The 15,936-nt window shown below is 67.5% G+C and carries 11 protein-coding genes; 6 read left to right on the top strand and 5 right to left on the bottom strand.

Going from position 1 to position 15,936, the window contains the following annotated elements:
• Positions 1-93 precede the first annotated feature (93 nt).
• Positions 94-1,509 carry a DEAD/DEAH box helicase gene (locus ACMZ91_RS11885; protein ID WP_049461652.1) on the top strand — a complete coding sequence of 472 codons (1,416 nt, stop codon included), beginning with the start codon at positions 94-96 and terminating at the stop codon, positions 1,507-1,509.
• A gap of 540 nt (positions 1,510-2,049) precedes the next feature.
• On the opposite strand, the gene ACMZ91_RS11880 is transcribed toward ACMZ91_RS11885, so the two are convergent.
• Positions 2,050-4,644, bottom strand: coding sequence for a M14 family zinc carboxypeptidase (locus ACMZ91_RS11880; RefSeq protein ID WP_414578647.1), 2,595 nt, complete (start codon positions 4,642-4,644; stop codon positions 2,050-2,052).
• A 74-nt stretch (positions 4,645-4,718) separates the two neighbouring features.
• Entirely contained in the window at positions 4,719-7,358 is a 2,640-nt protein-coding gene (locus ACMZ91_RS11875) for a TonB-dependent receptor plug domain-containing protein (RefSeq protein WP_049461654.1), read from the bottom strand.
• Between the two features lie 192 nt (positions 7,359-7,550).
• On the opposite strand from ACMZ91_RS11875, the gene queD reads away from it, so the two are divergent.
• The gene (gene queD / locus ACMZ91_RS11870; RefSeq protein WP_005407953.1) at positions 7,551-7,913 is read left to right on the top strand and encodes a 6-carboxytetrahydropterin synthase QueD; all 363 of its coding nucleotides are present in this window, start codon (positions 7,551-7,553) and stop codon (positions 7,911-7,913) included.
• A 116-nt stretch (positions 7,914-8,029) separates the two neighbouring features.
• Entirely contained in the window at positions 8,030-8,377 is a 348-nt protein-coding gene (locus ACMZ91_RS11865; protein ID WP_014035870.1) for a phasin family protein, read from the top strand.
• A gap of 373 nt (positions 8,378-8,750) precedes the next feature.
• Here the strand turns inward: ACMZ91_RS11865 and asnB are convergent, their stop codons facing one another.
• The gene (asnB, locus tag ACMZ91_RS11860; RefSeq protein ID WP_049461655.1) at positions 8,751-10,652 is read right to left on the bottom strand and encodes an asparagine synthase (glutamine-hydrolyzing); all 1,902 of its coding nucleotides are present in this window, start codon (positions 10,650-10,652) and stop codon (positions 8,751-8,753) included.
• 350 nt (positions 10,653-11,002) lie between these two features.
• Between asnB and ACMZ91_RS11855 the strand changes: the two genes are divergently transcribed.
• Positions 11,003-11,692, top strand: coding sequence for a winged helix-turn-helix domain-containing protein (locus ACMZ91_RS11855; protein ID WP_049461656.1), 690 nt, complete (start codon positions 11,003-11,005; stop codon positions 11,690-11,692).
• Entirely contained in the window at positions 11,689-13,035 is a 1,347-nt protein-coding gene (locus tag ACMZ91_RS11850; RefSeq protein WP_049461657.1) for an ATP-binding protein, read from the top strand. Before ACMZ91_RS11855 ends, ACMZ91_RS11850 begins: the two co-directional genes overlap by 4 nt.
• Here ACMZ91_RS11850 and ACMZ91_RS11845 read toward each other — a convergent pair.
• Positions 13,032-14,501, bottom strand: a complete 1,470-nt coding sequence (locus tag ACMZ91_RS11845; RefSeq protein ID WP_049461658.1) for a sensor histidine kinase — start codon at positions 14,499-14,501, stop codon at positions 13,032-13,034. The genes ACMZ91_RS11850 and ACMZ91_RS11845 overlap by 4 nt on opposite strands.
• Positions 14,498-15,217 (bottom strand): response regulator transcription factor, encoded by a 720-nt coding sequence (locus tag ACMZ91_RS11840; protein WP_012509950.1) that lies wholly within the window; start codon positions 15,215-15,217, stop codon positions 14,498-14,500. Before ACMZ91_RS11840 ends, ACMZ91_RS11845 begins: the two co-directional genes overlap by 4 nt.
• Positions 15,218-15,361: 144 nt before the next feature.
• Between ACMZ91_RS11840 and msrB the strand changes: the two genes are divergently transcribed.
• Positions 15,362-15,934: a peptide-methionine (R)-S-oxide reductase MsrB gene (gene msrB / locus ACMZ91_RS11835; protein ID WP_049424854.1), complete on the top strand. Its 573-nt coding sequence runs from the start codon at positions 15,362-15,364 to the stop codon at positions 15,932-15,934.
• Positions 15,935-15,936 lie beyond the last annotated feature (2 nt).

Here is a 15,936-nt window from a genome sequence, read left to right as displayed (position 1 = left end):
CGGTTCACGGGAACGCTCCGAGTCAGCCGATCAGTTTGATCTGCCCCCGTCTGTCCGTTCGGACAGGCGTTTCTTGTACTTGGAGCAATCTCAATGTCTTTTGAATCGCTGGGCCTGGCGCCCTTCCTGCTGCGTGCGCTCGCCGAGCAGGGCTACGAAAACCCGACCCCGATCCAGCAGCAGGCGATCCCGCTGGCGCTGGCCGGTCGCGACCTGCTGGCCGGCGCTCAGACCGGCACCGGCAAGACCGCCGCCTTCGGCCTGCCGCTGCTGCAGCACCTGGGCACCGCCTCGCAGGAAGTGCGCAGCGGCCCGCGCAAGCCGCGCGCGCTGATCCTGGCCCCGACCCGCGAGCTGGCCACCCAGGTGCATGACAGCCTGCGCGGCTACAGCAAGTACCTGCGCATCCCCAGCGCCTGCATCTACGGCGGCGTCGGCATGGGCAACCAGCTGGACATCCTGCGCCGTGGCGTGGACCTGCTGGTGGCCTGCCCGGGCCGCCTGATCGACCACCTCGAGCGTCGCAGCATCGACCTGTCCGGCATTGAACTGCTGGTGCTGGACGAAGCCGACCGCATGCTCGACATGGGCTTCCTGCCGTCGATCAAGCGCATCCTGGCCAAGCTGCCGAAGCAGAACCGCCAGACCCTGCTGTTCTCGGCCACCTTCGAGGACAACATCCGCCAGCTGGCGCTGGAGTTCATGCGCAACCCGGAACAGATCCAGGTCACGCCGAAGAACACCGTCGCCGAAACCATCACCCATCGCGTGCACCCGGTCGATGCCGGCCGCAAGCGCGACCTGCTGCTGCACCTGCTGGCGCAGGACAGCCGCGAGCAGACCCTGGTGTTCGCCCGCACCAAGCACGGCAGCGACAAGCTGGCCACGTTCCTGGAAAAGTCGGGCATCAAGACCGCGGCGATCCACGGCAACAAGAGCCAGGGCCAGCGCCTGCGTGCGCTGGGCGACTTCAAGGCCGGCCGCGTGACCGTGCTGGTGGCCACCGATATCGCCGCGCGCGGCATCGACATCAACGAGCTGCCGAAGGTGATCAACTTCGACCTGCCGATGGTGGCCGAAGATTACGTGCACCGCATCGGCCGCACCGGCCGCAACGGCGCGACCGGCCAGGCGATCTCGCTGGTGGCGCAGGATGAAGTGAAGCTGCTGCGCGCGATCGTGCGCCTGCTGGGCCGCGACATGGACATCCGCGATGTGCCGGGCTTCGAGCTGCAGACGCCGATCCGCTGGGGCAACAGTGCGCCGGGCAAGGCCGAGCACGATACCGGCGAGCGCGCACCGCGCAAGAGCCACGCACGCCGTCCGCACGGCGATGCGCCGCGCCATGCGCATGCGGGCCCGAAGAAGGCCGGTGGTGGCCGTCGCGAGGGCGGTGGCAATGGCCAGCAGCGTGCAGGCGCCGGTCAGGGCCAGCGTCGTGGCGGTGGCGGCAATGGTGGCGGCCGTGGCCGCGGCCAGGGTGGCAACGGCGGCGGTCGCGCCGGCTGATCGCAGCTGACATGGAGGGTGCTTCCCGCTGCGCGGGGGCTATCGAGGGACGGCGCTGACGCGCCGTCCTTTTTTTTGTTGCGGGCTACCGGGTGATAAAGCACGCGGTGGCAGTACCGAGGGCGGATGGGCATGGGGGCAGCGCAGAACACGCTGTAAATACGTCCATGTAAGCTCGATGGCGCCATCCATGGCGCCAACGGTTCTGCGCTGCCCCCATGCCCATCCGCTTCAAGCATTGCCTGCACCTTCTTCTCCCGCCGGGTAGCCGGGAGAAGAAAGATCAAATTCAAATTCAAATTCAAAGGCAAAAGCCGAAGTCGCAATTCCTGGTTCTGCTTTTGCTTTCGCCCTTGCTCCCGCCTTGGGGTTCGATGCGTCCGCGCCCGCAGGAAACTGTCGAGGGGAGGCCGGGCGGGCTGCGCAGGACCGTGAGGCGCATGGATGCGCCGATCGAGCTTACATGGACGTATTTACAGCGTGTCCTGCGCAGCCCGCCCGGCCTCCCCCCCACACGCATCAATCGAGGCGCGCAAAGCCTCAACCCCGCGCTTTACTCGGATTCACCAGATTCCCGAAGAAGATCGCGTTGATCAGCAGTCGATCCGTCCCGTGCCAGTACTTGCGATGCGCCGGATCATCGGCGAACAGCACCACGTTGCCCTGCCCCTGCGCCGACACCAGCAGCCACGCGCTGCCCGCCACCCGCGTGCGATTGCGCTCGGACAGATAGCCATTCACCCGCGGCGGCGTGTCGATGCGTACCACCGTCGAGAACGGGTTAGCGCTTGGCTGCAGCGTCACCGTGTTTTCCTTGTTGATCGCCAGCTGCCGGCGTGGCACGCCAAACGCCAGCGGATGGCTGGTATCCACGTCGGCACTGAGGATGTTGCCGCTGACCCGCTCGATCGCGGCGATGTCGCGCTGGTCGCCGAACGCACGGCGGCTCTCGTCCGCGGTCTCTTCTTCCTTGCCAAGCTTCTCGCCGTCGGCGAGCTTCTGTTCGATCGCCCACTTCGAGGCACTGCCATAGGTAACCAGTGAACCACCGGCCTGCACCCAGCGCTTCAGTGCAGCCACCGCCGTGGCATCGATGCCTGTGTAGGTTCCACCGGACAGCACGATGGTGGTGTAACGATCCAGCGGTGCTTTGCCCAGCTGCTGCGGATCCAGCTTGCTGGCGGGCAACCGCAGCTGCTGGTCCAACAGGAACCAGGCCGAGCCGATCTCGGTGGCGGCCACGCCCTCGCCCATCACCAGCGCAACCGCAGGTTTGCGCAGCGCTTTGACGCCATCACTGCCGAGGTCGATGCCCTTACGGCTGCGGCCGCTGGACAGCGCGTGCACCTGCACACCGGCAGCACGCGCGGCAGACGTCACGGCTTCAAGCAACGCCGTGCCCTGCAGTGATTGCCCGGCCACCGGAATCACCAGGCTGCCGGCGGCGAAGTTGACCTCGCCCTGCGTGGTCGCGGTGGTGAACGGCTGGAATGCCGCGCGTGCATTCACGCCCTTGCCCTGCAGCGCGGCCAGCGCGCGCCCGGCATTGTAGTCGCGCCAGTCGATCGCGTAGGCGAATCCTGCCTGGCCGCCCAGCAGGGTGCTCTGCTCCGCCGGCAGCGCCGCCACGCGTGCGCCGCCGTCGATGCGGCTGCGGCTACCGGCGAAGGCCACACCGTAGGCCGGTGCAATCGCGTAGCTGGTGCTGCCGTAGAACACATCGCCCTTGATCGGCGGCGTCTCGGCAAAGATCGAATGCACCAGGCGGAACTGCGCCTGCTGCACCGGCACCACGTAGGCGCTGCCGGCATCGAAGCGCTGGCCATCGACACTGACGTCACGTTCCAGCGCGCGCACCTCGATGCGATGCAGCAGCAACAGTTCCAGCAAACGACGGGTCAATGCGGGGTCATGCGCATCGCCGAATACGAAGCTCTTCACCGGCTGCTGTGCGGCCTGCTTCAACGCGCTCTGGAAGAACTGCTTCTGCAGGTCGAACAGGCCGCTGCGCTCGGCTACCGCGCCGCGCACCGTGCCCAGCCCGGTAGCCACCTGGTTGCGGATGGTGAACGGGAAGGTCAGCAGGCCGTTCACCGATTCCTGCACGCGGCCGCGCGAGCTGGCCTGCTCGACGGTAACGCCGACGGCACCGTGGAAATCAGGATAGGTCGAGCCGTACACCGGCGAGAAGTTGTCGAAGTTCTCGCCGGTGTAGTACAGCGAGCCCAGCGCATCCAACGCCTGCGCGTGGTACTTGGCCAGGGTCTTGTTGAATTCATACGACGCCGCTGGAATCAGCGGGCTGTGCATGCTCTTCGGCGACGGTTCGAAGTAATAGGTGCTGTCCTTGCCCATCTCGTGGAAATCAATCTGCACGTTCGGGTACCACTGGTGGAACACCTCCACCTTCGGCCGCGAGTCCTGCTGGGTCAGGGCCAGCCAGTCGCGGTTGAGATCGGTGAAGTAGTGGTTGGTGCGGCCCTGCGGGAACGGCTCAACGTGTTCCTTGTCGGCCGGGTCGGCCGAGGCCGGATCAGAGGCCCAGGCGTTGTGCCAGTTGGCGGCACGATCACGGCCATCCGGGTTCTGCGCCGGGTCGAACAGCACCACCGCCTGCTGCAGCCACTGCTGGGTTTCGGCGCTGCGGTTGGCCACCAGGTAGTACGCCGTCAGCATCGCCGCTTCGGCACTGGAGGTCTCGTTGCCATGCACGCTGTAGCCCAGCCACACCACCACCGGGCTGTCACCGGCGGCGCTGCGCGGCTGCGCCGGATCGGCCAGGGTCGCGTGCTGCTGGCGGATCTGTTCCAGCCGCGCGTGGTTGCCTGCAGCAGTGACGGTGGCGATCAGCAGCGGGCGACCTTCATAGCTGCGGCCGATCTCGCGCACGCTGATCTTGTCCGAGCGTTTCGCAAGTTCCTGGAAGTACGCCACCAGCTGGTCGTGCCGGGTGTAACGGCTGCCGATCGGGTAGCCGAGGAACTGCTCCGGCGTGGGCACCGCTGCATCGAACGCCGCTGCGTCGGTCACCTGCGGGAAGAAGTACGCGCTCTGTGCCTGCGCCGGCTGCGGCGAGGACAGTGCGGTGGCGGCGGCAAGCAGCAACGGAAGAACGGCACGGCAATGCAAGGACACGATGACTCCCCTGGAACACAACGGCAGACAGTCGCGCGGCCGGTCCCTTCAGGTGACCGGCCGCGGCGGATGGATCAGAAGCGGTAATCGAAGCCCAGCGTGAAGTAGCGGCCACGCAGGTCGTACTGGCTGAAGTCGTACGGCGCGCGGATGCCCGGGAACGAGGCGTCGTACGGCGGCGTCTTGTCGGCCAGGTTCTGCACCTTGGCGTACACGGTCAGCTTGTCGATGCCGGTGTAAGCCAGGTACAGGTCGTACTGGCTGTAGCTGCCGACACGCTGCTGCACGGCCTTGGCGGCGGTACTGGCTTCCTGGCGGTAGCTGCTGGTGTAGTACCAGGTCACGGCTGCGTTGAAGTCGCCGTACTTCCAGTCCAGCGTGGTGGTGGCCTTGTCCTTGGGCAGGGTTGCGCCCAGGTTGCTGCCGGCGTAGTCCACCAGTGGGCCGCCGACCACGGTCGGGCGACGGTAGTCGCGCACGTGGGTGTAGGCCGAGGACACGGTGAAGTCACCCAGCGCAGCGGTCGGGATGCGCTGGCGCAGCTCGACGTCGATGCCCGAGGTCTTCAGCTCGCTCAGGTTCTGGTAGCGGTTGTAGACCGCCTGCAGCTTGCCGCGCTCATCGCGCTGCACGGCGCCGGCCACGTTGTCGTTGACCAGGGTCTGGGTGTTGTTGGTGCCGACCAGGTTGTCCAGCTGGATGCGGTAGTAGTCCACGCTCAGGTTGGTGTTGGCCCACGGCGACAGCACCACGCCGAAGTTCACGCTCTTGGTGCGCTCGGGCTTCAGTTCGTTGTTGCCGACGGTGAAGAAGGTGGGGTTCTGACGCGAGCCCGGCACGTCCGGGTCACGCGGATCGACCACGCTGCCGTAGGCGATGCTGGTGCTGTTGGAGTTCTCCGACAGCGACGGCGCACGGAAGCCCTTCGAGGCCGAGGCACGCACCAGCAGGAAGTCGAGCGGCTGCCAGCGCAGGCCGATCTTCGGCGAGAACGCATCGCCGAAATCATCGTAGTGATCGGCGCGCGCGGCAGCGGACAGCTCCAGCGTCGATGCCAGCGGCACGTTCACTTCGGCGTAGGCCGCACTGACCTGGCGCTTGCCGTGCACTTCGGCGATGGCCGGGCGCACCTGCAGGCCTGCGTCGATCTGCCACGGGTTGTTGGAATCGAGCTTCTCGCGGCGCCACTCGGCACCGGCGGCGAAGCCGATCTCGCCGGCCCAGGTATGGCCCAGGCTGCCGGAAATCTTCGCATCGATGCCCTGCAGCTTGGACTCGGCCGGACGCAGCGTGGCGATGTTGATCGAGTCGCGCACCGACTGCGGGGTGGCGGCCGGGTTCAGCAGGTTGTAGCTGCCCGTTGCCAGCGCATCGGCCAGCGCCCAGCGGTTGGCGAAACCGCCAGAGACACTCTCACGCTCGCTGCTGCGCGCGCCGAACGCGGCCACTTCCCAGTCCCACTTCGCGGTGGTGCCACGCAGGCCGAACACGCCGCGGTAAGCGGTGGAGCGGTTGGTCTTGAGCGTGCCGCCCAGGTCGAAGAAGGTGTATTCGATCGGGATCGCACGGCCGTACGGGTTGTACGGATTGTTGGCCGGCAGCAGCGACGACACCGGCTCGGCCAGGCCACTGTCCGCGTTCAGTGCGAAGCGGCCGCTCTCCAGGGTGAAGAACGGGCTGCTGCCGAACCACGCGGTGCTCTTGATCTGGCTGTACAGCACTTCGCCGAAGGCTTCGACGTTGTCGTTCAGGCGGAAGGTACCGTTGGCATAGGCCTGGTAGCGCTTGGTCGAGGGAATCAGCGTGGTGAACGGCGCCTGGTTGAAGCCGCAGGTATCACCGGCCAGGCCGTCGATCGGTGCGCTGGCGACGCGGGTAGTACCGGCCGGGCAGTTGCCGCTGGCATCGAGCATCGGCACCGACACACCGTTGACCAGATAGCGCGCGCCCTTGGCCGACCAGCCGTTCCAGCGGCCACCGGGCTTGTCGGTGTAGATGCCGCTCTTGGTCAGGTTGCGTTCGTCCTGGTCCAGGCGCTCGCGGTTGTAGCCCTGCAGGCTGAAGAGGATGTTGTAGCCATCGGTATCGAGATCACCGAGGCCGCCGACGAACTTCAGGTTCTGCTCGTGCAGGCCGCCCTGGTCGGCGCCGCCGAAGCTGCCGCCGATCTCGGCGCCTTCGAAGTTCTGCCGGGTGATGATGTTGACCACACCGGCCACGGCGTCGGAGCCGTAGACCGCCGAGGCGCCATCCTTGAGCACTTCGATGCGTTCGACCGCGACCAGCGGAAGCGCGTTGAGATCGACAAAGGTGTCGGACAGGCCACCGGCCGGGAAGCCGTAGTTGGCCAGGCGACGGCCATTGAGCAGCACCAGCGTGTTCTTCTGCGACAGGCCACGCAGGCCGATGCCGGCCGAGCCGGAGGCCCAGCCGTTGTTGGTGGTTTCGTTGCTGGCGTTGCCGGTGTTCGCCGAGATCGAGCGCAGCACATCGGCCACGGTGGCCTTGCCGGTCTGTTCCAGCTGCTGGCGGCCGATCACCTGCACCGGGTTGGAGGCCTCGGTATCGGTGCGCTTGATGTTGGAACCGGTGACGCGCACGGCAGCCAGGGTGCTGGCTTCGCCACTGGCGTCGGCGGAGGTTTCGGCGGCGGCGGACAAAGGCGCGGCCAGAGCGACGGCCAGGGCCGCCACGAGCAGGGTGTGCTTGGGCATGACGATGTGGGGGAGGTGGTAAGGGCGACGAAGTTCCGCAGTAGTCCATGCTTGGCCGGGGTCCGGCCAATAACATCTCTTCATACGGATATAAGAGAAACTATCATCTCTTCATCCGGATGGAAAGAGTTGCTTCACGAAAGTCCAACATCCGCTCAGGCTGGCCGGCCATCTGCGGCGTACAATCGCGTCATGGAAATCTTCAAAGTCTTCATGCTCGAGGCGGCGCACCGCCTCCCCAACGTGCCGCCGGGGCACAAGTGCGCGCGCCTGCACGGCCACTCGTTCCGGGTGGAACTGAAGGTCGAGGGCGAGCCTGGCGCGCAGACCGGCTGGATCATGGATTTCGGCGACGTGAAGGCGGCCTTCCAGCCGATCTACGACCGCCTGGACCATCACTACCTCAATGACATCCCCGGCCTGGAGAACCCGACCAGCGAGAACCTGGCGGTGTGGATCTGGAACGAGCTCAAGCCGAGCCTGCCGGCGCTGAGCGAGATCACCGTGCACGAAACCTGCACGTCGGGGTGCCGCTACCGTGGCCCCACTGCCTGATCAACCCATTGATCTGAAAGGTGTTTCAAAGGCGCCTCGGGCGCCTTTGTTATTTTTGTTGCATTGCCGCATCAAGGGCGTATGCTGCATTGCATCAAGCCACTCCCTGATGCCCCATGGCCGCCGCCTTCAGCGATCGCTTCAGTGATGCCACCCGCCAGCTCGCCGCCGCGGCAACGCGTGCGAACCGGTTGGCGTTGGAGAACGCGGAAAGCATGTTCGGCGTGCAGCTGAAGGTGATGGAGCGCAACCTGACCGCGACCGGCGGCTGGCTGGGTGAACTGGCCCGCGGCGAGGATGCGGCCGGGACGCTCTCCAAGGGTGCGCAGCTGTGGCAGGACAACCTGCAGCGGCTGGGCCAGGCCCAGCAGGACGTGGTTGGTCTCGGCCTGCAGGCCAGCAAGGCCTGGTCCGAACTGGTGCAGGGCTACAACGAATCAACGGCGGACGCGAACAACCACTGACGCGACGCAACGCTCATTGCGTGGGTCCCTCCCCCCACGCAATCCGGACCCGGCAGATCCCTCCCTCTGCCGGGTCTTTTTTTACCTGGCGTTTGGATTGAAGAGCGCTTCTTCGCCTGGATTCCCTGCGAGCTGAGGGGCCCCGCCGGGGCAGGCAGGGGCCTGGGCAAATGTCCCCCGGCGCCGGCCGTTGGCCGTCACCTCCTCCTTTACTTTGCCCAGACCCCTGCCCGCCCCGACGAGGCTCGGCTTACGGCAGGTAAAGCGCAGCGCTCGTGGCGCCTTTCAACTAGGCGCCGGAGGACATTCGTACGCAAGGGCCTCCGCCCCGCGCCACGCTGATTCAATCCGCTGCACGCAATGCAGAAACGGCTCAGCGCCCGCGACCACCGTGCCAATGCTGGTGCCACGCCTGGAACATCAGCACGTTCCACAGGTGCGTGTGCCACTTGCGCTCGCCACGCAGGAACGCCTCCCAGATACCGCGCACGCGTGCCACATCGAAGCAGCCCTGGTTGCGCAGCAGCTGCGGATCCAGCAGCGCCTCCGCCCAATCGCGCAGCGGGCCCGCCAGCCAACGCGCCATCGGCGGGCCGAAGCCGCGCTTGGGACGGTACACCAGCGGTTCCGGCAGGTAGCGCGCCAGCAGGTGCTTGAGGATCCGCTTGTGCTCACCATCGTGGTACTTCAGGTGCTGCGGCAGGCGCCAGGCCAGACGCACCACCTCCATGTCCAGCAGCGGCGCACGCGTCTCCACGCCCGCCGCCATGCCGGCACGGTCGACCTTGGCGAGGATGCCCTCGGCCAGATCCATGCGGAAATCCAACAGCTGGATGCGCGCCTCGGCCGGCAGCGCAGAGTCCTGCTGCTGGAAGATCGTCATCGGCTCACGTGCGCCCAGCACCACCTGCGCCGGCTGCCGCCAGCGGGTGACACGTTGCAGGTAATGCCCTTCCACATCGTTGGCGGCAACCTCGGCCACCAGCGCACGCCAGCCGCCGAGGCGGCCACGCTCGACGTTCATGCGGTTGCCACTGCGCCGCGCCAGATCACGCACCCAGTCCGGCAAGCCACCACAGAGGCGTGCATTGCGCAGCGCCCGGCCATAGCTGGGATGACCGAAGAACAGTTCATCGCCACCGTCGCCGGTCAGCGCCACCGGCTTGCGCGCGCCCAGCAGTTCACTGGCCAGCAGGGTCGGCAGCTGCGAGGCATCGGCGAACGGTTCGCACCAGACCTGCGGCAGGCGCTGCAGCAGGTCCAGGCCCTGGCGCGCATCCATCCGGTGCAGATGGTGCTGCACACCCAGGTGGCGAGCGACCTGCGAGGCCCAATCGCTTTCGTCGTGGCCGGGATCGTCGAAGCCGACCGTCCAGGCCTCGATCGGCAGCGTCGACTGCGCCTGCATCATCGCGGTCACCAGCGACGAGTCGGTGCCGCCGGACAGGAACGCACCGCAGGCCAGCGGCGAATGCATGCGTGCCGCGATCGCCTTCTGCAACACCACTTCCAGCTGGTCGGTGGCCTGTTCCAGGCTCGGCGCCGGCTGCAGGGGTTCCTGCAGCGCACTCTGCATCGCATCGCGTGCGCACCAGTAGCGCGCGCCCCCTTCCGCCGCCTGGCTGGAACCGCCGGCAGCGTGGTCATCCAGATCGACGCGCAGCACCGCGCCGGCCACCAGCTTGTGGATGCCCCGGTAGATGGTGTGCGGCGCCGGCACATAGTCGTGGCGCAGCAGCAGGCTCAGCGCATCCTGGTCGATGCTCGGCGCGAAACCGGCGAAGGCCTGCAGCGCCTTCATTTCCGAGGCGAACAGGAACTGGCCCTGGAACCAGCCGTAATACAGCGGCCGCTCGCCAACCGGATCACGCGCCAGCCACAACTCACGCGATTCGCGGTCCCAAACACTGAAACCGAACGCGCCTTCGATACGCGACAGCGCCCGCTCTACGCCCCATTCAACGATCGCCTGCAGCAGCAGCCGGGCGTCACTGCAGCTGCGTGGCAGCTCGCGCAGCTGCGCCTGCAGGTCGGCGCGGTTGTACAGGCGGCCGTCCAGGCACAGCACGTAACGGCCACAGTCCGAGCTCAGTGGCTGCAGCGGAGTGTCGGTCGGCGCCCGGCAGTGACCCAGCGCCAGACCGGCCTCGGCGTCGGTCCAGTAACCGATGCGGCCCCGGCCACGCTGCTGCAGGGCGCGCAGCATCGGCGCCAGCTGCTGCAGCAGGTGTTCGTCCTCGGCGGGCGGCAACCAGGCCCCGACCACGCCGCTCATCGGGCACCTCCGTAGCGGCAGCGGCGGGACGGGTTCAGCAGGCAGGGGGCGGCGAGCGACATGGGAACGGCACGCGGAGCGGAGGAGACTCCATGCTCGGCGCCCCACCTGCCCCGCGTCAGTCGCTTTGCTGTCAGCGATGGTCACCAGACGTATCACGAAGGTAACGTTTTGTAACGGCAACAAGCTATGCTGGGCGCCAAGTTGTTGCCAGGCCTGAGGCCCGGCCCGAGCGCCAGCAACCCCGGCTGAATGGCGCCCGCCCCCGGGACCCGGGCGGCCCGCAGGCTGGGATAGCATCGCCGCGCTCGTGCCGTGGCGGTACGTTTGCGCCCACGGAGGCCTTGAAAATGCTGGATATCGTACTGGTTGAAGACGATGCCCGCCTGGGTACGATGGTCAGCGACTATCTGCGGCGGCATGGCTACCAGGTGGCCCATGAGCGCAGTGGCGAGCGCGCGGTGGCCCGGATCCTGGCCGAGAAGCCGGCCCTGGTCCTGCTCGATGTCGGCCTGCCCGACCAGGATGGTTTCGAAGTGTGTCGGCAGATCCGGCCCCACTATGACGGCATCATCTGTGTGCTGACCGCCCGCACCGACAACATTGACCAGGTGCTGGGACTGGAGCTGGGGGCCGACGATTACATCGGTAAACCCATCGAACCGCGGGTGCTGCTCGCCCGCCTGCGTGCCCATCTGCGCCGCCACCGCCGGGTCGAACCGCGCGACGGCAGCCTGCGCTTCGGCGAGCTGAACATCGACCCGTCCACCCGCAACGTGCACCTGCAGGGCGGCCTGCTGGAGCTGACCACGGCCGAGTTCGACCTGCTGTTCCTGCTGGCCAGCAACGCCGGCCAGATCCTGGACCGCGATGCGCTGCTGCGCGGCCTGCGTGGCATCGCCTTTGACGGCCTGGACCGTTCGATCGATGCGCGCATCTCGCGCCTGCGCCGCAAGCTGGGCGACAACCCTGAACAACCGGAGCGGATCAAGACCGTCCGTGGACGCGGCTACCTGTTCAGCCGCTCGGCATGGGGATGAAGCGCACGCACTCGGCGATGCGCGGCCACGCCTTCCACTTCCTGCGCTACGGCATCGGCTTCCTGGTCGCCCACCTGCTGCTGATCGTGCTGGGCCTGTGGGCCTGGGATGCGCTGCTGGAAGACCGCACCGAAGCCAGCCTGCTGGCCGAGATGCGTGGCACCCATGCGCTGCTGCAGCAACGCTTCGCGGAAACACCACGTGACCAGTGGCCGGCGCTGGCACGAGGGCTCGACGCCGACTTCGCCTATGCCCTGCGAATGGTGCCGCTGGCCGAGGCGGAGAAGGCGCTGTCGGCCAGCCAGCGACCGCCGTTCAACAACGGCCGTGTGCAGATCGACCTGGAACACATGCGCAGCCTGCAGCGGATCGGCGACAGCAACTATGCCGTGATGCTGGGGCCACTGGATGAAGCGTTGCCTGAGGAAGGCTGGCAGGACAGCGAAGTGTCCGGCGTGGCGATCCTGCTGCTGATCCTGATGGTGGCCGTGGCGCTGCCGATGTACGTGATGGTCTACCGCCTGTGGCGCGACGTCTCGCAGCTGGCCCAGGCCGCCCGGCAGATGCGCGATGGTCAGCTGGACACGCGTGCGCCGCGCGCCGGCACCGCGCTGGTGCGGCCGCTGGCCAATGCCTTCAACCACATGGCCGAGCAGCTGCAGCAGCTGCTGGAAAGCCAGCGCGTGCTGGCGCAGGCGGTGGCGCACGAAGTCCGCACGCCGTTGGCGCGGATGCGCTTCGGCCTGGCCGACCTGGAGGACACCGCGCTGGACGAGATACAACGCGATGCGCTGGGTGGCCTGCGCACCGACGTCGATCGCCTGCAGCACCTCACCGATGCCGGCGTCGAGTACGCCGCGCTGGGCCGCTGCCATCAGCTGACCCGCCAGCGCCTGCAGCTGGCCGCGCTGGTCCGTGGCGTGGTGGCCCAGTTCGCACCGCTGCCGCTGCCGGTACAGCAGGCGCTGTCGCCAGCAGGCCTGGTCAACGTCAACCGGCATATGCTGGAACTGGCGCTGCGCAATCTGCTCGGCAATGCCTTGCGCTATGCGCGGCGGCAGATCCGCATCGCCAGCACGGTCAACGATGGCTGGCTGTGCCTGCAGGTGGAGGACGACGGCCCCGGCATTGCGCCCGAACTGCGCGGCCAGGTGCTGCAACCCTATGTGCGGCTGGACCCGGGCAGCCCCGGTTTCGGTCTCGGCCTGGCACTGGTGCAGGTGGTGGCCGACAAGCATGGCGGCCACGTTGAAGTGACCGACTCCGAACTGGGCGGTGCCTGCATCCGCCTGCACCTGCCTCTGGAAAGCGGCGGTGCCGTGGTGAGCGAGGCGGCCTGCTAGGCCGCCGGCTCCGCGCGCGGCAACGCGAACACGAACAGCGCGCCACGCTCACTGTCGCGCAGTTCGATGCGGCGGCCATGCAGCTGCACGATACGCTGCACGATCAACAGGCCGAGGCCACCGTTCTCGCCACGCCGTGCGCCCAGTGCGGCCGGCGCCTGGAACAACTGTGCGCGCAGCGCCGCTGCCACACCGGGACCATCATCGGCCACGCTCACCTCGATGCTGTCCGCGGTCGCACGCAGGCACACTTCGATCCGCCCACCTTCCGGCGCGTGCCGCAATGCATTGTCGAGCAGGTTGGTCAGCACCCGCTCGACCAGGCCCAGGTCGGCACGTACCAGCGGCAGGCCGGGCGGAAATTCCGCGTGCAGGCGCTGGTTGCGCGCCTGCGCGGCCAGCTCGAACTTCTGCAGTACGTCCTGCAGCAGCTCCGGCAGCGCGAACACTTCCCACTCCAGACGCACTTCACCGTGCTCCAGCCGCGCCAGCTCGAACAGCGCGCGCGCCAGCCGGCCAACCTTGGCGCTCTGTGCCAGCGCGATACCGAGGTAGCGGCGGCGCTCGTCCGGTGACAGCGTGGCGTCCTTCAGCGCCAGCGTTTCCAGGTAGCCATGCAGCGACGACAACGGCGTACGCAGGTCGTGCGAGATGTTGGCAACCAGCTCGCGCCGCTGCAGGTCCTGCTGGCGCAGCTGCTGCCACTGCTCCCCCAGCCGCTGCGCCATCTGCGCATGTGCATGTTCGAGAATTACCAGCTCGTCGCGCTCGCCCGGGCGCAGCGGTTCGGGCGGCGGCAACGGTGTCGGCGCATCGATATCGAAGGCTTGGATGCGCCGGGTCAGCCGCCGCAGCGGACGCGTCACCCAGTAGAACGCCACCAGCCCGGCCAGCAGGCCGAGGCTTCCGACCAGCATCACCGACCACCATGTGGTGTTCCACTGGCTGCCGGCCGCGAGGTCGTCGGCCAGCATCTGCCGGTGTTCGCCCACCAGCACCACGTACACATAACCGGCCTGGCGGCCCTGCACGATCAACGGTGCAGCACTGAACACCTTGCGGCCATCGGCGCTGCGCGGGTCATCGCCGAGGATCGGCAGTGGCGCACCCGACAGCAGGCGGCGTAGCGGTGCCACGTCCACCTTGTTGCGCACCAGATGGCCGCTGGGCGCGTCGTGGCCGAGAATGCGGCCTTGGTCGTCCAGCAGGTAGACCTCGACGCTGGGATTGACCGCCATCAGCTGGCCGAACAGCGCACGCACCGCAGCATCGCGCATGCCGCTGGTGTCCATCAGTTCGCTGCGTTGGGCGATGTGTTCGGCCAGGCCCAGCGACAGCCGCTGCACCACTTCCTGCTCATGGCGGGTGTTGGCGCGCATCTGCAGTGCCAGCAACGCCATGCAGCACATCAGCATCAGCGCGGCGATCACCGCCGCCAGCTTCTGCCACAGATTGGGCTTGATCATGCCGCCGCCCCGGCCGGGTCGACCAGCTTGTAGCCGCGGCCCCACACCGTCAGCAGCCGCCGCGGGTTGGCCGGGTCCGGCTCGATCTTGCTGCGCAGGCGGTTGATGTGGGTATTGACCGTATGCTCGTAACCATCGTGCTGGTAACCCCAGACCTGGTTGAGCAGTTCCATGCGTGCGAACACCTGGTCCGGGTGGCGGGCGAAGAACAGCAGCAGGTCGAACTCGCGCGGGGTCAGTTCCAGCGCATTGCCATCCACCGAAGCGGTGCGCGCGACCGGATCCAGCTGCAGCCCGCCCAGCTCGATCGCGCCCGCATCGATGCGTGCGCTCTGTGCCATCGCCTCGGCGCGGCGCAGCAGGGCGCGCACCCGTGCCACCAGTTCCGGCATCGAGAAGGGTTTTGCCAGGTAGTCGTCCGCGCCCAGCTCCAGGCCGACAATGCGCTGGGTCTCACTGCCGCGCGCGCTGATGATAATGATCGGCACGTAGCGCGCCATCGCGCGTGCACGCTGGCACACCTGCAGGCCGTCGACACCGGGCAGCATCACGTCCAGCACCAGCGCATCCCATGGGCCGTCCTGTTCCAGCAGGCGCAGGCCACCGTCACCGCTGGCGGCGTGGGCCACGTCATAGCCTTCATCGCCCAGGTGCATGCGCAGCAGGTCAGCGATGTGGGCATCGTCTTCGACGATCAGCACGCGTTTGGTCGACATCGGCAGCTCGGAGCCAGTGGGGAAGCTGGCTGCATTGTGGCGCGGGACGGCCGCCGATACCTCACGAAAAATTGAATCCTGCGTGAGGATTCGTTGACCCGGGCGGGCGCAGCATGGCCCCGTCGCCCCTTCCCGGAGTCCGCCATGTCCCTCTCCCGCCGCCATCTACTCGGCCTGGGCGGTGTTGCCACCGCCGCCGGCCTGCTCGGCCTGGGGGCCTGCAGCCGCGCCGCCCCGGCCGCCGCCGAAGCGCGTCCGTCGCGACAGTTCGAGGTCATGCGCAGCGATGCTCAGTGGCGCCAGCAGCTGACCCCGGCGCAGTACGCGGTGCTGCGCCAGCAGGCCACCGAGCGCCCGTACAGCAGCCCGCTCAACAAGGAACATCGGCAGGGCACCTTCGCCTGCGCCGGCTGTGCACTGCCGCTGTTCTCCTCGTCCACCAAGTTCGAGAGCGGCACCGGCTGGCCCAGCTTCTGGGCACCGCTGCACAACGCCATCGGCGAAGACCGCGACGTCACCTTCGGGATGCTGCGGGTGGAGGTGCATTGCCGCCGCTGCGGCGGCCATCTCGGCCATGTGTTCAACGATGGGCCACGCCCGACCGGGCTGCGCTACTGCATGAACGGTGCGGCGATGGTGTTCGTTCCCGGTGCCACTGATGGCACTGCCGACGGCTGGCGGGTGCCGGTCGGTTCTTCCCCTGCTTCCGGAGCCTGACG

This window comes from Stenotrophomonas sp. FR024, assembly GCF_047500745.2.
GTDB classification, from domain to species: domain Bacteria; phylum Pseudomonadota; class Gammaproteobacteria; order Xanthomonadales; family Xanthomonadaceae; genus Stenotrophomonas; species Stenotrophomonas maltophilia_A.
This window is presented reverse-complemented; position numbering and strand designations above follow the sequence as displayed.

What these genes read in the sequence shown, in the direction of transcription:
- ACMZ91_RS11885 (WP_049461652.1), top strand. Translation starts at nt 94, where the DNA reads ATGTCTTTTGAATCGCTGGGCCTGGCGCCCTTCCTGCTGCGTGCGCTC.
- ACMZ91_RS11875 (WP_049461654.1), bottom strand. Translation starts at nt 7,358, where the DNA reads ATGCCCAAGCACACCCTGCTCGTGGCGGCCCTGGCCGTCGCTCTGGCC.
- queD (WP_005407953.1), top strand. Translation starts at nt 7,551, where the DNA reads ATGGAAATCTTCAAAGTCTTCATGCTCGAGGCGGCGCACCGCCTCCCC.
- ACMZ91_RS11865 (WP_014035870.1), top strand. Translation starts at nt 8,030, where the DNA reads ATGGCCGCCGCCTTCAGCGATCGCTTCAGTGATGCCACCCGCCAGCTC.
- asnB (WP_049461655.1), bottom strand. Translation starts at nt 10,652, where the DNA reads ATGAGCGGCGTGGTCGGGGCCTGGTTGCCGCCCGCCGAGGACGAACAC.
- ACMZ91_RS11855 (WP_049461656.1), top strand. Translation starts at nt 11,003, where the DNA reads ATGCTGGATATCGTACTGGTTGAAGACGATGCCCGCCTGGGTACGATG.
- ACMZ91_RS11850 (WP_049461657.1), top strand. Translation starts at nt 11,689, where the DNA reads ATGAAGCGCACGCACTCGGCGATGCGCGGCCACGCCTTCCACTTCCTG.
- ACMZ91_RS11845 (WP_049461658.1), bottom strand. Translation starts at nt 14,501, where the DNA reads ATGATCAAGCCCAATCTGTGGCAGAAGCTGGCGGCGGTGATCGCCGCG.
- ACMZ91_RS11840 (WP_012509950.1), bottom strand. Translation starts at nt 15,217, where the DNA reads ATGTCGACCAAACGCGTGCTGATCGTCGAAGACGATGCCCACATCGCT.
- msrB (WP_049424854.1), top strand. Translation starts at nt 15,362, where the DNA reads ATGTCCCTCTCCCGCCGCCATCTACTCGGCCTGGGCGGTGTTGCCACC.